The sequence below is a fragment of the Providencia sp. PROV255 genome, from assembly GCF_028478065.1.
Taxonomy (GTDB): Bacteria; Pseudomonadota; Gammaproteobacteria; order Enterobacterales; family Enterobacteriaceae; genus Providencia; species Providencia rettgeri.
This window is the reverse complement of record NZ_JAMPMI010000009.1, coordinates 366,418-385,177: the sequence shown is the minus strand read 5'-3', so window position 1 is coordinate 385,177 and position 18,760 is coordinate 366,418. Positions and strand designations below refer to the sequence as shown.

Genomic DNA, 18,760 nt, shown 5'->3' with positions numbered 1-18,760 from the left:
GTTAAGTTTCTTTGGTGCAGGTAGCTTGTGCTGCTTGCACTTGTTTTGACATATAATCATTTTTCACAATTTCAAGTGCTTTGAGAACCACATCGGTGTCTATCTCAGAGGTTTCTAATAAGTAGATTAAATCAACAGCAAGTTGGATTTCTTGTGGAGCATCTTTGAGTGAACTCATACTGATTCCTTCCAATATTTAATCAAAATATTGATTTTCTTGATGTTCAATGGCTTTCTCAATACGCAAAAGTGCTTGGCGGCAACGGTACAAACGCCCTGCAAGTACAGCGAGTTCTTTTTGGCACTGGTGTTGAAGACGGTGGTCAGTTAGCTCACTTAAATGAAGCTCTTTTTCACTCACCATCGCTTGTAAGCGTCGTTCATAGTCTTGGTGTTGTGATAAACGTTCATATAAATCAATCTGTTCCTTTTTCTTAGTAAAACTGGATTCTTTCTCACGTAAAGCTTGTGTAGAAATCTCCCGAGAAATGGCTTGTATTTGGTGGACTATTTTCTCCGTTAGGAAATTGACCTGCTCGCTGTGGTTTAACGTTACGCTGTGGCACAATTGCTGATACAAGGTCTGTAATTCATTTTGGCAATCCCCTAGACGGGTGGATTTGCGGCTAAACAATTGCATGTCGAAGCGTGAATGTGAAAACTCAAGGTCTTTTATGGGGTCCACTCGAGTTTTCAATTCATCAATCTGCTTTTTTAACGCATCTAAAAGAGCGGGGATTTTCATTTTTTGTTCTCATTAAGTGTCAAAAATAGCGGAATATTGATATTCAGCAACAAAACTGATGCCAAATTGACGGCTTCTTATTGCATTTTTATGGTACTTTACATAGATTCTACACTTTCGTGTTTACTACATGGCTTTTATTATGACCGCTAAAGAGCAACAACTGCAATTGATTAAAGAAAGTATCGCATCTATCCAAGATTATCCAATCGAAGGTGTGATTTTTCGTGACATTACCACTTTATTAAATAACCCTGCTGCATACCAAGCAACAATTGATATGTTAGTCGAACATTATCAAAATAAAGGCGTCACTAAAATTGTAGGAACTGAAGCACGTGGTTTTCTATTCGGTGCTCCAGTCGCATTACGTTTAGGCGTAGGTTTTGTCCCTGTACGTAAAAAAGGGAAATTACCACGTGAAGTATTAAGTATGACTTACGACCTTGAATATGGTACGGATACACTTGAAATCCATAAAGACAGCATCAACCCTGACGATAACGTCTTAGTTGTTGATGATCTACTCGCGACAGGTGGTACAGTGGAAGCAACGGTGAAAATGATCAAACAGCTTGGTGCTAATGTTGTTGAAGCTGCGTTTATCATCAGCTTACCTGATCTTGGCGGTGTTGAGCGTCTACAAAAAGAAGGTGTTTCTTCATATAGCCTTGTTGAGTTCCCAGGCCACTAATCTTTATTTTCCCTCTATTTTTATCACAGCCTCGCTGTATAGGTTGAGGCTGTGGTAGCATGGTACTATGATTATATATATTCACGTACCATGTTAAATGACAGTGGAATCCATGAGCTATCAGGTACTTGCCCGTAAGTGGCGCCCCAAAAAATTTTCAGACGTTGTTGGTCAACAGCACGTTTTGACTGCACTCGCTAATGGGCTAACGCATCAGCGGCTTCATCATGCCTATCTTTTCTCCGGTACACGTGGCGTAGGAAAAACGACGATTGCTCGCCTGTTTGCCAAAGGCCTTAATTGCGAAACAGGGATAACTGCATCGCCTTGTGGGCAATGTGCCAACTGCCTTGAAATAGAGCAAGGGCGATTTGTCGATTTAATTGAAATTGACGCAGCCTCTCGTACTAAAGTCGAAGACACTCGTGAATTATTAGACAATGTCCAATACGCGCCAGCACGTGGGCGCTTCAAAGTTTATTTAATTGACGAAGTACACATGTTGTCTCGTCATAGTTTTAATGCGTTATTAAAAACGCTTGAAGAACCACCTGAACATGTGAAGTTTTTGTTGGCGACGACTGATCCGCAAAAACTCCCTGTGACCATTTTGTCCCGCTGCTTGCAGTTCCATCTAAAAGCGTTAGATGTCACGCAAATCAGTGAGCAACTTGAACTCATCCTGAATGCAGAAAATATTGAACATGATCAACGTGCTCGTCAGTTGATAGCAAGAGCAGCGGATGGCAGTTTGCGTGATGCATTAAGCTTAACTGACCAAGCCATTGCGATGGGGCAAGGGAAAGTCACGGCTGATATCGTTAGCCAAATGCTAGGAACTCTTGATGACGAACAGCCATTAGCTATTATTGAAGCACTAGTACGTGCCGATAGCATGGCGGTAATGGAACAGGTAGAGCAAGCTGCTAGTCGCGGTGCAGATTGGGAAAACTTGCTGGTGGAAATTCTGTCGCAATTACACCGTATCGCAATGATCCAACTGCTTCCAGCTGAGCAAGAAACAGACCCATCTTCGACAGAGGGGCGGTTACGGCAGGTTGCAAGGGTAATTTCCCCTGCAGATCTCCAATTGTTTTACCAAACGTTATTAGTCGGAAGAAAAGAACTTCCCTATGCCCCTGAGCGGCGTATGGGGGTTGAAATGGCACTATTACGTGCATTAGCTTTTCATCCTAAAAATGTGATTGCTGAAATTGAAGCTCCGCCACAGGTTATCCCGCAAGCCGCTGTTCAATCAGCACCGTCTGCGGCATTAAATATGTCGCAAAGGGTGCCTCCGACACAAGTGCGAGCGGAAAATCTGCCAGACAATAGCCCAACATTACAGTTATTGAAGGCGAGGCAGGCGTTACAATCTCCCCAAAGTGAGGATCCTAGCCCAAAAAAGGCTAAACCGGTGATGCCTGAAAGGGCTAAGCCGGCGGCATCAGCACTGGAAAGGCTGGCCGCCGTGACCAGCAAACATCAACAAAATGTGGAAAATAGAGCGGCTCAGGCAGCAAAACCACAAAAACCAAAGCAGTACCAGTGGAAACCGCAAAATGAAGAGTCGATGGCTCCAAAAGAAGCGGTAACAACGCCAAGCGGAATCAAAGAGGCGTTGGAATATGAAAAAACGCCTGAATTAGCCGTTAAAATTATTGAAGAAGGGCGAATTCGGGATAGCTGGTCAGGGAAAATCGCAAAATTAAATATTCCCAAACTGGTTGAACAATTAGCTTTGAATTCATATATAGAAGAATTAAGTGATTCGCAAATTATTTTACATTTGCGCTCAGCTCAGAAGCACCTCGATAAACCATCGGCCCACAAAGTGTTGGAAGAAGCTCTGAGTGAACAATATGGTCGTACTGTTGAACTGAAAATCGTTCATGATGATAATAGCGAGGTGAAAACCCCGTTAGAATGGCGACAGGCGATTTATGAAGAAAAACTGGCACAAGCGCGCCAGTCTATTATTGCGGATAAAACGATTCAAAAACTGCGCTCAATGTTTGATGCGCAATTAGATGAAGAGAGTATTCGCCCCGTTTAACGCTACAGTCTCATTATTAAGCTGTAGCCTCAGTTGTGAGAGATAACTATGTTTGGTAAAGGTGGATTGGGTAACCTGATGAAACAGGCCCAACAAATGCAAGATAAAATGCAAAAAGTTCAGGAAGAAATCGCTCAACTAGAAGCTACAGGCGAATCTGGTGCAGGGTTAGTTAAAGTGACGATTAATGGCTCACATAACTGCCGCCGTGTTGAGATTGACCCTAGCTTGCTCGAAGACGACAAAGAAATGTTAGAAGATTTGATTGCAGCGGCATTTAATGATGCTGCACGTCGTATCGAAGAAACTCAAAAAGAAAAAATGGCGAGTGTTTCCAGTGGTATGCAATTACCACCAGGCTTTAAGATGCCATTCTAATGCAAACAAGTCCGCTTCTTGAATCGTTGATGGAAGCTCTGCGCTGTCTCCCGGGGGTTGGCCCCAAGTCAGCGCAGCGAATGGCTTTTCATCTTTTACAGCGTGACCGAAGTGGGGGAATGCGTTTAGCGCAATCGCTCACTCGAGCCATGTCTGAAATAGGTCATTGCCGTGATTGCAGAACATTTACAGAACAAGATATCTGTAATATTTGCGATAACCCACGTCGTCAACAAAATGGTTTGATTTGTATTGTTGAAAGTCCAGCAGATATCTATGCAATAGAACAAACCGGGCAATTTTCCGGGCGTTATTTTGTCCTTATGGGGCATTTGTCCCCACTTGATGGAATCGGCCCAATGGATATCGGCCTTGATAGACTCGAAGAGCGTTTGGCGTCCGAGACTATCACTGAAGTGATTTTAGCAACCAATCCAACGGTTGAAGGAGAAGCGACGGCAAACTATATTGGGCAAATGTGTGCTCAATATGGGGTGGCGGCGAGCCGAATTGCGCACGGTGTGCCAGTGGGTGGGGAGTTAGAGTTAGTCGATAGTACGACGTTGTCTCATTCGCTCTCCGGCCGCCTTAAACTTTGATATCCTCGTCATACTTTGCACTGTAGCGTTGTTGTCTTCATGCGTTAACCCTAGTCACATACTGGTGTATGCTCCTAGGGATTAACGTATTTGACGCCTAGCTACAGCACAAATTATTTAGAGGATGATATTGATTTCGTTTTTCTAAAATCCCCCTACAGAATTCAGTTACTAATTTGAGCCGTAGGGGGCTGGGCTCGGTGACTTGGTTCTCATACTAGTATGCTCCTAGGAATTAACGTATTTGACGCCTAGCTACAGCACAAATTATTTAGAGGATATGATTGGAGATGAGTAAAATTATTCCTTTCATTAACTACCTTTAAAATGATTGCGGTTGTTATTATTTTCTTTCTAATCATTGGCTTTTGAGTTTGGTCTGCTAAATTTTTTATCCCTTTCGCTTGAATTTCTGTTTTTCGCCCCCAACTAATCTGCATCGATAAGTCAAACCTATCCAATTAGATTGATGAAATAGAGGCGATTAATGAGTATGAAAGGACAGGAAACGCGTGGTTTCCAATCAGAAGTTAAACAACTCCTCCAATTAATGATCCACTCTCTTTATTCGAATAAAGAGATTTTCTTACGTGAATTGATCTCCAACGCATCAGATGCAGCAGATAAACTGCGTTTTCGAGCATTATCTAAACCAGAATTGTATGAAAACGATGGTGAGTTGCGTGTGCGTATTAGTGCCGATAAAGACCAAGGTACATTGACCATCAGTGATAACGGTATCGGTATGAGCCGTGAAGAGGTGATTGAAAACCTTGGAACTATCGCAAAATCAGGCACGAAAGCATTTTTAGAGTCATTAGGTAGCGACCAAGTCAAAGACAGCCAAATGATTGGTCAATTTGGTGTCGGCTTCTATTCCGCATTTATAGTGGCCGATAAAGTGACGGTACGTAGTCGTGCGGCGGGTGCTCCTGCCGATGAAGGTGTGTTCTGGGAATCTGCTGGTGAAGGTGAATATACCATCGCTGATATTGAAAAAGCGGAGCGCGGCACTGAAATTACCTTGCATTTACGTGATGATGAAAAAGAATATCTCGATAACTGGCGCCTACGCTCAGTGATTAGCAAATATTCTGATCATATTGCTTTACCCGTTGAAATCGAAGAAAAAAATGAAGAAGACGGTACGGTAACTTGGGAAAAAATTAACCAAGCGAAAGCATTATGGACTCGCAGTAAATCTGAAATTTCAGACGAAGAATACGCAGAATTCTATAAACATATCTCCCATGACTATGCAGACCCGCTGACATGGACACATAACCGCGTAGAAGGTAAGCAAGAATATACTAGCTTGCTGTATGTGCCGTCTAAAGCCCCGTTTGATCTATGGAATCGTGACCAACAGCATGGTTTGAAACTCTATGTTCAACGCGTATTTATTATGGATGACGCGGAACAGTTCATGCCGAATTACCTGCGCTTTATTCGTGGGGTGCTGGATTCCAATGATTTACCGTTGAACGTTTCGCGGGAAATACTGCAAGATAGCGCATTAACTCGTAGTTTACGCAGCGCATTAACCAAACGTGTTCTGCAAATGTTGGAAAAACTGGCCAAATCTGACGCAGAAAAATACCAAACTTTCTGGCAACAATTTGGTTTAGTGATGAAAGAAGGTCCTGCAGAGGATATGGCAAATAGCGAAACTATTGCTAAACTTCTGCGTTTTGCGACGACTCATACCGATAGCAGTGTACAGAACGTCTCTCTAGAAGAGTATGTTAGCCGCATGGTTGAAGGCCAAGATAAAATTTACTATATCACTGCAGACAGCTATGCAGCGGCAAAAGGTAGCCCACACCTTGAGTTATTCCGTAAAAAAGGTATTGAAGTCTTGCTGTTATCTGACCGTATTGACGAATGGATGATGAACTATCTGTCTGAATTCGACGGTAAACAATTCCAATCCGTAAGTAAAGCAGACGAGTCATTAGATAAGCTAGCGGATGAAAACAAAGCAGAACAAGAGGAAGCGGATAAGCAATTAGAGCCATTTGTTGAACGCGTTAAGTCATTCCTTGGTGAGCGCGTTAAAGACGTTAAACTCACGCATCGCTTAACGGATACGCCTGCCATTGTCACAACAGACGTGGATGAAATGAGTACACAAATGGCGAAACTGTTTGCAGCAGCTGGGCAAGCCGCACCAGAAGTAAAATATAACTTCGAATTGAACCCAACGCATCCATTGGTGAAAAAAGCTGCAGAAGTGTCAGATGAATCCGTGTTTGCTGATTGGGTGGATGTCTTGTTGGATCAAGCACTGTTAGCCGAACGTGGCACATTGGAAGATCCAAACCTATTTATACGTAAAATCAATGAATTACTTTTAAAGTAATTTAATTTGATATTTTCGATATTGAGCATAAACCACGCTTTTGCTTGTGCTTTAGCGTGGTTTTTTTCTTTTGCGAAAAAAGATAAATGCGAAATCGTTTACGTGTGTTCTTGAGTAAAGCAGCATGCTAATGGTATGGTAGCTTGTTTTCTTTTCAAATTATAAAAATCTAAATAGCAAGGGGTTTACGCAATGCGTATCATTCTGCTTGGCGCTCCAGGCGCTGGTAAGGGCACTCAAGCTCAATTTATTATGGAAAAGTTTGGGATCCCTCAAATTTCAACAGGTGACATGTTACGTGCCGCTGTTAAATCAGGGAGCGAACTCGGCTTACAAGCTAAAGAGCTGATGGATAACGGTAAATTAGTTACTGATGAATTAGTTATCGCATTAGTTAAAGAGCGTATCAAACAAGATGACTGCCGCAATGGCTTCTTGTTGGATGGGTTCCCTCGTACAATCCCACAAGCGGATGCGATGAAAGAAGCGGGCATCACTGTTGATAATGTACTGGAGTTTGATGTACCAGACGAAATCATTGTTGAGCGTATTATTGGCCGTCGTGTACATGCACCATCAGGCCGTGTTTATCACATCAACTTTAACCCACCAAAGGTTGAAGGCAAAGACGATGTAACAGGTGAAGAACTAACCATCCGTAAAGATGACCAAGAAGACACCGTGCGTAAGCGTCTGGTTGAATATCATGCATTAACTGCACCTTTAATTGCGTATTACCAAAATGAAGCTAAACAAGGGAACACCAAGTACTTCAAATTAGATGGTACACGTAAAGTGTCTGAAGTTAGTGAAGAACTGGCGAAAATTTTAGGTTAATATTTGTACTAACTATGCTTTGTGTTGCAGTAATTGTAACTGCAATTCGAATTATTTTAAGTATAAGGTATTATATGGAGGCAGCGATGATCGCTGCCTTTCTTTTTTATACCACTTGGTGACAAAAATCGTTAATTAACTGTGCTAAAGTTGGGAATAATTATCAATTAGGAGTTGTTTCATGTCAGAAAAAAAATACGGCATTTTGTTAGCAAACTTAGGAACCCCTGATGCCCCAACAACCTCAGCAGTGAAACGCTATTTAGCCGAATTTCTTAGTGATAAACGCGTTATTGATGTACCGCGCTTGATTTGGAAGCCGATTTTACATGGGGCGATTTTGCCTCTTCGCTCTTCTAAAGTGGCGAAGTTATATAAGTCTATTTGGTTAGAAGGTGGCTCACCATTACTGGTTTATTCTTTGCGTCAAAAACAAAAGTTAGCAGAGTTATTGCCTAATATTGCTGTAGAGATAGGCATGAGCTATGGTTCGCCTTCAATTAAAAGTGCGGTAGATAGTTTGCTAGACCAAGGTGTTACCGACGTAGTGGTTCTTCCACTGTATCCACAGTATTCCTGCACGACAACTGCAGCGGTTTATGATGCATTAACCCGAGCGTTTGAAAGTAGACGTACCATTCCAAGCGTGCAATTCATTCGTAGCTATGCGACACATCCTGCTTATATTCAAGCTTTAGTGGCCTCGATAGAAGCAAGCTTTGCCCTGCATGGTGAACCCGATAGGCTAATATTGTCGTTCCATGGCATTCCACAGCGTTATTGCGATACAGGTGATATTTACCAGCAAGAGTGCGAAAAAACGGCAGAGGCACTCCGTGAGGCGTTGAATTACCCAAGCGATAAAGTCATGCTCACCTATCAGTCACGTTTTGGACGTGAGCCTTGGTTGATGCCTTACATGGATAAAACTATGCATGAATTACCCTCCCAAGGCGTAAAATCCGTTCAGGTCATTTGTCCAGGGTTTTCAGTTGATTGCCTAGAAACATTAGAAGAAATTAGCGAACAAAATAAAGAATTTTTTATGAGTAGTGGCGGTGATAAATATAATTACATACCGGCTTTAAATGATAATCCAAATAGCATTCATATGATTAATTCAATAATTCAAGATGTACTAAAATAACTAATTCAGCAAATTAATGAAGAAAAGTTTGCTTATCGATATATCAATAGGCTCATTATGGACTATAATCACTTATCTGAAATTATAAATGATTGAATAAATGTTATGTCTTTTGGAATTAATATGAGCAATAAGCAGCCCCCACAAGGTAATATAGAGCAGAAGCCGTCTTCTGCTCATCAATTTCATATACAACAAAACGATGAGATTGATTTAATGGCCTTGTTTTCCATTTTGTTAAAACATAAATTTTTGATTCTTATATTTACGATTGTTTGTATTGCGGTGAGTGTTGGTGTTGTTAAACTATTACCTCAAAAATGGAGCAGTACTGCTATTGTTATTCCCCCCGCATCTGAAGAGCTCAAAGAAGTTAATGCATTTAAAGCGCAATTGGATGTATTAGATGTTCCTGTTGATCTAAGTGCTCAACGTGTTTTTACTGCGTTTATTGACCAATATCGTTCGAAAGTTAATCAAGAAAGTTATGTGAGAAGTACTGAGTATTATCATAACCTTGCAGAGAAAATTGACCCAAAAGATGATGTTATCGCTCAGCAAAGGCTAGTGAATTCAATCATTTCAAATGATATTAAAATTCAAGATCTGTCAAAAGAAAAAAACAGTACTTCAAATGATATTGTTTTAAGCTTCACTGCTCCGTTGCCAACTGAAGCCCAAGATTTACTAGAAGGCTATATTCGTTATAGTGCATCGAAAGTAAGGCAACAGCTAAAAGTTGAAATCGATAATATGATTTCAGAGAAACTTATTTATGCCAGTGAGTCACTAAAACGCGAAGTCAGCAAAATTCAAACTGAATACGATGTTAAGGTTGAAAGGCTTAAACGAGCTGTTGATATTGCAAAAGCCGCTGGAATTGAAAAACCGATCGCCAGCGAATCTGTTGCCATCAATGATGACCCTGATTACCCTATTGCGTTAGGGACTGAAGCTTTAGAGAAAAAATTACTGATTGAAACTCAAAATCGTGATTTAGCATTGATGAGCGAAAACCTACAAAACCGTAAGATTTATATTGATGATTTACAAGAGTTAACCAGTAAAGAGTTAGATTTTACGCCAGTTAAATTTATTTTAACGCCAGACTTACCATTGCATAAAGATTCGCCTAAATCAGCGTTAATTGTTGCGTTGAGCGCCATATTAGGTTTAATTTTGAGCTGTGCATTTGTGTTAAGTCGGGAGCTTTATCGCGATTATAAATATCAAAATCAGTAAAATTACCGCCAAATGACAAACAATGAAGCCAGTGCCTTCTTTGCAGGTGCTGGCTTTATTTTATCGTGTTAGAATAGGGCGATGTTCCATTGTTAATCTTCTAATTATGAAATTCCCCGGTCAGCGCAAATCAAAACACTATTTTCCTGTTAGTCTCAGAGATCCTTTATTACAGCCTTTAAAAGAAACCTTGGCAGATGATGAGAATTGTAAGTCCTATATCGTTGGTATCGACCAAACATTAGTCGATATTGAAGCGAAAGTGGATGACGACTTTATTCAGCGCTACCAGTTGAGTAAGGGGCATTCACTGGTTATTGAAGATGATGCCGCCGAAGCTTTGTATAAAGAGCTCACAGATAATGCATTGATTACTCATGAATTTGCAGGTGGAACGATTGGCAATACCTTGCACAATTATTCGGTATTAGCGGATGACAGGTCTGTTTTATTGGGCACAATGTGTAATAACATCCAAATTGGTAGCTATGCATATCGCTACCTGTGCCATACCTCAAGCCGCATGGATTTAAATTTTCTACAAGGTGTGGATGGGCCTATTGGGCGCTGTTTTACCTTGATCACTGAAAATGGCGAGCGAACTTTTGCTATCAGCCCTGGCCATATGAATCGCTTGCACCCAAATAGTATTCCAGAGGATATCATTGCGGGTGCTTCTGCGTTGGTTTTAACGGCTTATTTAGTCCGTTGTAAACCCGGAGAAACCATGCCTGATGCGACTATGCAGGCTATTGCGTATGCGAAAAAGCACAATGTTCCCGTTGTGTTGACGCTTGGAACAAAATTTGTCATCGCTCAAGACCCTCAATTCTGGCGTGATTTCTTAGCGGAACATATTTCAGTCGTTGCAATGAATGAGGACGAAGCGCAGGAACTGACAGGGCTGAGCGACCCATTACTCGCCTCTAATATGGCATTAGACTGGGTCGATTTAGTTTTATGTACAGCGGGCCCATCAGGCCTATATATGGCCGGCTACACTGAAGACGCTTATAAACGTACGACGCAGCACCCACTATTACCGGGTGCGATTGCAGAATTTAACTTATATGAATTTAGCCGAGCAATGCGCCAACAAGATTGCCAAGTTCCATTACGTATTTTCTCTCATATTGAGCCTTATATGGGCGGGCCTGAAAAAATAATGAACACGAATGGGGCGGGAGATGGGGCGTTATCGGCATTACTTCACGATATTACTGCCAATTCTTACCATCGTTCAAATGTACCGAATTCCAGTAAACATGAACGCCAATACTTAACATATTCCTCTTTAGCTCAAGTATGCAAATATGCTAACCGTGTGAGTTATCAAGTATTAACTCAGCATTCACCTCGTTTGAGTCGTGGCTTACCTGAAAAAGAAGATAGTTTAGAAGAGTCTTATTGGGAACGTTAAAGCGAAATAATTCTCATTTGAATTAATGATGTCAATTTTAAGGCACTTCAATATAATTGTTATTGAGGTGCTTTTTTTCGAACAATTATTCTGATGAATTGTTGTCACTAAATTTTATTAATTGAGGTGATTTTTTTACCTTCAAATTATATATCTATAAATAATGTAATGCTTAATGATGACTAATATAGATATCCATATGGTGAGTGTAATATTAATAATGGATGAGAGTTTGAGTTAATTTCAGACTAATAAATAAAAGCTGTATGCTACTTTAGGAGTATTCATATTTGGCATACAGCTAATTATTTTTAAATAAATAAGTATGGTTAATGCTAATTAATGTTGTTTAGCAACAGTGAGCTCACTTTCTTCTTTAACTATTTCAGCTGCTTTTGCATCTTCAGCTTCATAACGCATCGCCTGTGGTACTGAGATTTTAATCGCAATAAATACCGCTAAGAAGCCGCCTACTAGTTTGCCCAGTAAAATAGGTAAAACGAGAGTAGGTTGAAAGTTGGCCGTGAAGGCAAGATGATCACCGATGGTCGCTTGTGCGCAAACACCAAATGCCACACATAATACCTTATCCCTCGCTCGCATTTCTTTGAATAAATGATAAGTAGCGATAATGTTTGCCATAACCATAATAAAACCTAAAGAACCTGTATCACTCAGTTTTAAACGGTTACTTAATGCACGGACTAAAGGCTTGCAGTAGCGTTGGAACAGATAACAAATGGGGAATGTGCCCGCTAACATGATACCGATATAACCCGCAATTTCGATGGCACGGAATAGTTCATTTTGGTCAGCAAACAGTGGGTCAAAGCCCCATGCGCCGAAAACTTTGGTGAATACACCAGTAAAGTGTTCAACAATGGAAAATGCTAAGACTAATTTGACGAATGCATCCATAATTTTACCAAAAATCAGGAAGCCCGTTACCATTAACATCGGGCGATATTTTAGCCCTGCGGCTAATAAAAAACAGAATACAAACAACGGCATCAGGTATTGCAACATGGTAAAGAAATCTAAGGTTAATTGATGTGCCGCTGGTGAGTTCGTAGAAATAATGTCCCTTACAGGAATATTATTGAAGGTAATTAATAGCAGCGAAGCCAATACACCAAATGGTATGGAGATCAACCCTGCCATCGCACCAAGTGCAAGGTATTTATGATCTTTACGATTTAACATTGTTAACCCTACAGGGATCAGGTAAACAATAGTGGCTCCAGAGGTATAACCGATCAACATTGCGGTGATCCACATATCTCGATTAGTCGTTAGTGCATCGGCAAGTTGGTAGCCGCCCATATCAACGGCAATAATCGATAAGGCTGCAATAGAAACGTCTGAGCCGACAGAGGAAAAGACGGGGCCAAGAATGTAAGAGATTAATTGCGAGAGTAGCGGAACAGCAGCCATGATCCCGGCTTGAGCGAGAAATACGGGACCAATAGAAAAGATCCCATTAACAAACTCTTTTCCAAGCTCGCTGGCGGGTCTAACAATGGATGCGACAGCACCAATAATGGCGCCACACATAATTAAATAAATAATGTAATTTCCGAATTCAGCCATGGTAGGGTTTCCTTTTATTATTTTAGTGTCTTAATTGGCGAGAACGGGCAATGATGTCGCGATATTGTTCCATCACACCTTGCATATTCGTTCCATCAGGATGTGTCACAGTTGCATTGCGTCTTACCGCCATTTCATGAGTGATCCCGAGACCTTTGCGAGCTAACAAGGCGGCGCCTAGTGCAGTTACTTCACGGTTTGCTGGTGCTTCAATGTTTTTTTGTAATAAATTGGCTAAAAATTGCTTAAAATATTGATTTGAAGAGAGCCCTCCATCGACTGAGATTGACTGGCCTAGTGGTGAAATTTTTTCCATTGCAAAAATAACTTCAGCGGAACGTGCGGCTATGCCTTCCAAAACCGATTGCATCATGTCTTTTTTGTCGGTATCTAATGAAAGACCCGCCCAAAGGCCTGCAGCACTGCGATCCCAATATGGACATCCTAAACCGGATAATGCAGGGACAAAGGCTAGGCCGCGTTTAATAGCGGATTCAGCTCTGAAATCCCCGAGTTCATCGAATGAGTCAAATAAACCGATTTTGCGAGCCCAATTGATGGCAGATGCTGCGTTGTAGACGCCGCCATCTAAACCAAATACAGGAGGTTGATTGGGAAACTTCCAACAGAGTGTGGGCAATAAACCGCTGTCATGAGTTTGTGGAATATCAGTGCCAGTTAGTGCTTGCAAGAACGCGCCGGTACCGAAGGTGATTTTGGCATCACCTTTCTCACGGCAGCCATGGCCGAATGTGCCAGCAAATTGGTCAACGATAATGGCGGTGACTGGGGTGAGGTGCCCATCGAGGTTGATAGCGCCAAAGTCACCAATGTTATCTTTAATAGGCGGCAAGCAATGGATGGGAACACCAAAAATGTCACATAGTTCTTGATCCCACTCTAGCGTATGAATATTGAGTAATGAAGTTCGAGATGCCGAGTTATAGTCGGTGACGAATACGCCACATAACCGGTCGAGAAAAAAAGCATCCATCGTACCGATGCGTAATTTATTTTTATCCGCTAATGTTTTCGCACCGACAACATTGTTAATAATCCAGCCCATTTTGCTGGCGGAAAAATAAGGGTCGAGAGGTAAGCCTGATTTAGACTGTACCAGCGGCTCTAACCCTGCTTCCTTGAGCATTGAGATGGTTTTTTCTGTCCGTAAGTCTTGCCAAACAATTGCGTTGTATAAAGGGCGCTTGCTATCCGCATCCCATGCGACAATGCTTTCACCTTGGTGACAAAGCCCAATAGCATCAACGACTTCGCAGCTATGTAAGCATTTAATGATGTTTGCCAGTATTTCCTCTGGGTCATGTTCAACCCAACCACTATTCAGCGTGATTTGTTTATGAGGAATACTCATAGGGGAGTGGTAATGGCCGCCTTCTTCAAAGACAACGACCCGGGTTCCCGTTGTTCCCTGATCGATAGCCGCATAACGTTGATTGAGCATCACAGTATTCCCAGTGTTATAAATGTTGTAAATAGGTCTGTTTTTTTGCTTACTATCGTTTAATCGGAAATAAAATCCACAAAAAACTCACAGTAAGTTTCACTAATGTGACAAAAATCACAATAAAGTAACAATGTGAGTAAGTTTTTGGTTGTTGCTGTGCTTTGTGTTGTTTTAATTATTGTGATTGTGGGAATTATGTGGTTTTATGTGTGCAAGTTTTAAGTTAAGGATCTCAGCCATGGATATTAATAATAAAAAAATTTGGGATGTCATTGTCATCGGCGGTGGTGTCATTGGCTGTGCTGTGACACGTAAATTCACACTGATGGGTGCCAACACGTTGTTACTTGAACGTGGAGGTGACATCCTTTCGGGAGCAAGTAAGGCAAATAGTGCGCTATTACACACAGGTTTTGACGCCACACCAGGGAGTCTAGAACTTGAGTGCATGCAAGAAGGGTATCGTGAATTCATTGCAATCAGAGAAAAAATGAATTTACCTCTTCTTGAAACGGGGGCATTAGTGGTTGCATGGAATGATGAGCAACTCAGTAAATTACCGGCGATAGTAGAACAAGCACATACTAACAACGTATTAGATGTGGCAATTATTGATAAAGAAGAGCTATATCGCAGAGAACCCCATTTAGCACCCGGGGCACTTGCAGCTGTTTCTGTGCCAGGTGAAGCGGTTATTGACCCATGGAGTACGCCACTTTCGTATTTAACCCAAGCAGTGAAGCATGGGGCTGAGTACCGCTTTCATTGTGAGGTTAATGGTGGAACACTCCATGATGGACTATGGCATTTAACCACATCAAAAGGTGAGTTTTCTGCCCGTTTAGTCATTAACTGTGCAGGAATTAATGGGGATATTGTCGAATCAATTTGCCACCCATCACCGTTCCAAATAAAGCCACGTAAAGGGCAATTTCTTGTTTATGACAAAGCGGCAGCAGCGGATATCAATGCGATTATCCTACCAGTGCCGACTGCTATCACAAAAGGTGTATTGCTATCGAAAACCATCTTCGGCAACCTCTTGCTTGGCCCTACAGCGGAAGAACAAGATGACCGCTGGAAAGCAGAGGTAAAACAAGAAGTGCTTGAGGACTTAATTGCCCAAGGTTCTCGCATGTTACCTTCATTGCACAATTACAGTGTGACCGCAACCTATGCGGGGTTACGCCCTGCTACAGAAGAAAAATATTACCGCATTAATGACTATCCAGAAAAACAGTGGATATGTGCAGGGGGAATTCGTTCCACAGGTTTAACTTCGGCCTTAGGGGTGGCAAGCTATCTTGGTAAATTGTACCAAGAGAATTTCACACCGCTTTTTGAGCTATCACCACCAGAAGTACTGATTTGGCCAACTATGCCAATGATTTCTGAATATCATCAACGGGATTACCAATGTAAAAGTAATGGCGGTATTGTTTGCCATTGTGAATTAGTGACCCAGCGGGAGATTGAAGCCGCATTTGATTCGGATATTCCTCCTGAGTGTTTAGGGGCTTTACGCCGCAGAACGCGAGTGATGATGGGGCGTTGTAATGGGTTTTATTGTAGTAGTCAGGTGGCTGAAATTATTAATGGTCGCTTCGACCACACATTGGCAGTGGAGGCCGTAAAATGAGTGTAAATTATGATGTTATTATCATTGGCTCGGGCCCTACAGGTGTCGCTGCGGCACAGGCACTACGTCGTCGTGGTATACAAAATATCGCCATCATTGAGCGTGAAGCCCATGCTGGTGGCGTTCCACGTCACTGCCAGCACCCAACTTTTGGCATTTTAGCTTTTAAACGGCCGATGAAAGGCAACCAATTTGCTGAAAAAATTGTTAATCAATTGGGAGATACCCCGATTTTTACCCGTAGCACGGTGACTGCGTTACAACCTAATGGGAAATTAACCGTTTCAACACCAGAAGGTCTTGTTGAAATGCAAGCTAAACGGGTTTTGATAGCGACAGGGGTAAGAGAAACACCTCGCCATCCGCGCTTAGTTTCAGGCTTGCGGCCACAAGGAATTTTAACCGCAGGGGCATTACAGCAATTTGTTTATTTAAATGGCAAGAAGCCTTGCCGTAATCCCGTGATTGTAGGCAGTGAATTAGTGAGTTTTTCTGCGCTATGGACACTAAAAAACGCAGGCGTTAAAGCCCAAGCGATGATTGAAAGTGGTGAGCGGATTTTAGCTTTTAAACCCGCGACTTTATTTGCTAAAGCGATGGGAACCCCCGTTTATTTAAATAGTAAAATTACTGAAATTGGTGGCTTAGATCGTGTGGAATATGTGGTTGTTGAAACGAAAGGTAAAAGCCACAAAATCATGTGTGATTCGGTCATTTTTACGGGGCAATTTGTGGGTGAAAATACGCTAATCCGTAAAAGCCATTTGAGCTTTGATGCGGCGACAGGAAAACCGGTAACAGACCAATATGGGCGTTGCTCTGATACTCGCTACTATGCCGCTGGCAATATGTTGCATCCAGCCGATATGGGTGACCAATGTTACCAAGAAGGTCTTATAACTGGCGGATATATTGCAGACGATTTATTAGCAAATCATCACCAACAACATGTCAAAGTTACCCAGCGTATTCCTGTACAAGTTAATGAGAAAATTTGTTTTAGTGTTCCAGCGTGTATTGATATGGATAATTTATCAGTGCGACAAATTGATTTTAATATCAAAGTTGAACAGCCAGTGAACGGAACTATTCGTGTTATGGCAGGGGATACCCTGTTATATGAAAAACGCCATCGCTGTTTACCAACACGACGTATTTTACTGAAAAATATTGATTTAACAAAAATACAGCAGGAAGCTACTGAAATTAGTATCACTGTTGTATAGTGCTGGAAAGTTAAATGGTTAAGAAGGATTAAACTATGTGTGAGGGACGTTCCTCAAAAGTACGTCATCAAACCATCATTGAGCTGCTTTCTACTCAAGGGCAGGTTTACGTACAGGAGCTTGCTAAACATTTTAATGTCGCGCAAGAAACCATCCGTCGTGACCTTAGTAAGCTTGAAACACAGAAGTTACTGAAAAAAGTCCATGGTGGGGCTGTCAATATTCAATCAAAATTTGAGCGTAATTTTACGGAAAGAGCACAAGCCGCGGTTGATGAGAAAAAAGCGATTGCGGCGAAAGCGGCTGAGCTGATTAAACCTGGAGACACATTGTTTATTGATTTTGGCACAACCACCTTTGAATTTAGCCAAAGAATCAAATTGATTGATAACTTAACCGTTATTACAAATTCGCCGTTATTGGCAAATACGTTACAAGAAAACTCAACTATCGAAACGATTTTGATTGGAGGGCAATTTAACGCAGCGCAAAATGCGTGCTTAGGGGCTATTGCACTAAAAAATATTGCTGAGTTTTTTGCTGATTATGCAGTCATTGGGGCAGGGGCGATACACGCATTGCATGGCGTGATGGATCAGCACGTCGACGAAGCGGCAATCGCACAAAAGATGATGGAAAACAGCGATAAATTAATGGTGTTAGCGGATGGCACGAAAGCGAATAAACATGCGATTAATTTTGTGACAAGTTGGGACAATATTGATTATTTAGTGACAACCAGCAAAGAATTTAAATTACCTGAAAGTAAAAAACATCCTAAAACGAAAATTATTGTTGCGGACGTTGAATAAGTTTTAATTCTATAAATTAAACTTTAATTCTCCCTGTGAAAAATAATTAATTATTTTTCATGGGGTTGCTTTAACTAAAAAATGTTCATCGAAAATTAACAACACCTAGGAAAGATTATGAGCCTTTATTTTATTGCTTGCCCTTATTCAGACCCCGATAGCAATGTTGTAGAAATGCGCTTTGCTGAATGCACTAAATTTGCAGCAGAACTGGCGCTTAAAGGTATCGCTACCTATAGCCAAATCACAATGACTCATCCAATTAACCAATACTTAGCCTCACAAGGACAAAAAGTCGCATGGTCTTCTATTGATATGGAATTTCTAAAGCGGTGTGATGGTTTAATTGTGCTGACATTACCTGGCTGGGAAAAAAGCGGTGGTGTTGCAGCTGAAATTCAGTTTTTTAAAGACCAAGGGCTGCCAGTTTGGACTGGGGATGAGTTTATCGCTCACTATTTAGAGTGAACGATGAGGGAAAGTAAAAACCGAAGATAAACTATCTAGAGTGGATAGAAATAATAAGCGTATAAATTTCAATGTAATAA

At 41.4% G+C, this 18,760-nt stretch carries 17 protein-coding genes; 13 read left to right on the top strand and 4 right to left on the bottom strand.

What is annotated here, in order from left to right; translation table 11 throughout:
- Position 1: 1 nt before the first annotated feature.
- Together rsmS and priC are read right to left on the bottom strand one after the other, a co-directional pair.
- Positions 2 to 178, bottom strand: a complete 177-nt coding sequence (gene rsmS, locus PR725_RS11060; RefSeq protein WP_004913648.1) for a pleiotropic regulatory protein RsmS — start codon at positions 176 to 178, stop codon at positions 2 to 4.
- An 18-nt stretch (positions 179 to 196) separates the two neighbouring features.
- Complete coding sequence (gene priC / locus PR725_RS11055; protein WP_109912058.1) at positions 197 to 745, bottom strand: primosomal replication protein PriC; 549 nt, start codon at positions 743 to 745, stop codon at positions 197 to 199.
- Between the two features lie 142 nt (positions 746 to 887).
- Between priC and apt the strand changes: the two genes are divergently transcribed.
- From apt to PR725_RS11010, 9 genes are all read left to right on the top strand, one after another.
- Positions 888 to 1,439, top strand: coding sequence for an adenine phosphoribosyltransferase (gene apt, locus PR725_RS11050; RefSeq protein WP_004913642.1), 552 nt, complete (start codon positions 888 to 890; stop codon positions 1,437 to 1,439).
- A 112-nt stretch (positions 1,440 to 1,551) separates the two neighbouring features.
- Positions 1,552 to 3,495, top strand: coding sequence for a DNA polymerase III subunit gamma/tau (gene dnaX / locus PR725_RS11045; RefSeq protein ID WP_109912059.1), 1,944 nt, complete (start codon positions 1,552 to 1,554; stop codon positions 3,493 to 3,495).
- A 48-nt stretch (positions 3,496 to 3,543) separates the two neighbouring features.
- On the top strand, positions 3,544 to 3,873 hold the full coding sequence (locus PR725_RS11040; RefSeq protein ID WP_004260403.1) for a YbaB/EbfC family nucleoid-associated protein: 330 nt from the start codon (positions 3,544 to 3,546) through the stop codon (positions 3,871 to 3,873).
- Positions 3,873 to 4,472 (top strand): recombination mediator RecR, encoded by a 600-nt coding sequence (recR, locus tag PR725_RS11035; protein WP_004913633.1) that lies wholly within the window; start codon positions 3,873 to 3,875, stop codon positions 4,470 to 4,472. The genes PR725_RS11040 and recR overlap by 1 nt, the downstream gene beginning before the upstream one ends.
- 493 nt (positions 4,473 to 4,965) lie before the next feature.
- Positions 4,966 to 6,834 carry a molecular chaperone HtpG gene (gene htpG, locus PR725_RS11030; protein WP_004913627.1) on the top strand — a complete coding sequence of 623 codons (1,869 nt, stop codon included), beginning with the start codon at positions 4,966 to 4,968 and terminating at the stop codon, positions 6,832 to 6,834.
- Positions 6,835 to 7,026: 192 nt separating this feature from the next.
- Complete coding sequence (gene adk, locus PR725_RS11025) at positions 7,027 to 7,671, top strand: adenylate kinase (protein ID WP_004913624.1); 645 nt, start codon at positions 7,027 to 7,029, stop codon at positions 7,669 to 7,671.
- A gap of 181 nt (positions 7,672 to 7,852) precedes the next feature.
- On the top strand, positions 7,853 to 8,818 hold the full coding sequence (gene hemH / locus PR725_RS11020) for a ferrochelatase (protein ID WP_123382363.1): 966 nt from the start codon (positions 7,853 to 7,855) through the stop codon (positions 8,816 to 8,818).
- Positions 8,819 to 8,941: 123 nt separating this feature from the next.
- On the top strand, positions 8,942 to 10,060 hold the full coding sequence (gene wzz(fepE) / locus PR725_RS11015) for an LPS O-antigen length regulator Wzz(fepE) (protein WP_004913617.1): 1,119 nt from the start codon (positions 8,942 to 8,944) through the stop codon (positions 10,058 to 10,060).
- Between the two features lie 106 nt (positions 10,061 to 10,166).
- A complete protein-coding gene (locus PR725_RS11010; protein ID WP_004913614.1) occupies positions 10,167 to 11,480 on the top strand; it encodes an inosine/guanosine kinase in 1,314 nt (437 codons plus the stop codon).
- A gap of 339 nt (positions 11,481 to 11,819) precedes the next feature.
- Here PR725_RS11010 and eutH read toward each other — a convergent pair whose 3' ends face one another.
- Together eutH and PR725_RS11000 are read right to left on the bottom strand one after the other, a co-directional pair.
- The gene (gene eutH / locus PR725_RS11005) at positions 11,820 to 13,070 is read right to left on the bottom strand and encodes an ethanolamine utilization protein EutH (protein ID WP_110732207.1); all 1,251 of its coding nucleotides are present in this window, start codon (positions 13,068 to 13,070) and stop codon (positions 11,820 to 11,822) included.
- A 22-nt stretch (positions 13,071 to 13,092) separates the two neighbouring features.
- Positions 13,093 to 14,532 carry an FGGY family carbohydrate kinase gene (locus PR725_RS11000; RefSeq protein ID WP_110732206.1) on the bottom strand — a complete coding sequence of 480 codons (1,440 nt, stop codon included), beginning with the start codon at positions 14,530 to 14,532 and terminating at the stop codon, positions 13,093 to 13,095.
- Positions 14,533 to 14,773: 241 nt separating this feature from the next.
- Here PR725_RS11000 and PR725_RS10995 point away from each other — a divergent pair, with 241 nt between their 5' ends.
- The 4 genes from PR725_RS10995 (at position 14,774) to PR725_RS10980 (ending at position 18,680) form a co-directional block, all read left to right on the top strand.
- A complete protein-coding gene (locus PR725_RS10995) occupies positions 14,774 to 16,174 on the top strand; it encodes an NAD(P)/FAD-dependent oxidoreductase (RefSeq protein ID WP_164528510.1) in 1,401 nt (466 codons plus the stop codon).
- Positions 16,171 to 17,400 (top strand): NAD(P)/FAD-dependent oxidoreductase, encoded by a 1,230-nt coding sequence (locus PR725_RS10990; protein ID WP_109912067.1) that lies wholly within the window; start codon positions 16,171 to 16,173, stop codon positions 17,398 to 17,400. The genes PR725_RS10995 and PR725_RS10990 overlap by 4 nt, the downstream gene beginning before the upstream one ends.
- Positions 17,401 to 17,435: 35 nt before the next feature.
- Entirely contained in the window at positions 17,436 to 18,212 is a 777-nt protein-coding gene (locus tag PR725_RS10985) for a DeoR/GlpR family DNA-binding transcription regulator (protein WP_004913603.1), read from the top strand.
- 117 nt (positions 18,213 to 18,329) lie between these two features.
- Entirely contained in the window at positions 18,330 to 18,680 is a 351-nt protein-coding gene (locus tag PR725_RS10980) for a DUF1937 family protein (RefSeq protein ID WP_004913600.1), read from the top strand.
- Positions 18,681 to 18,760 lie beyond the last annotated feature (80 nt).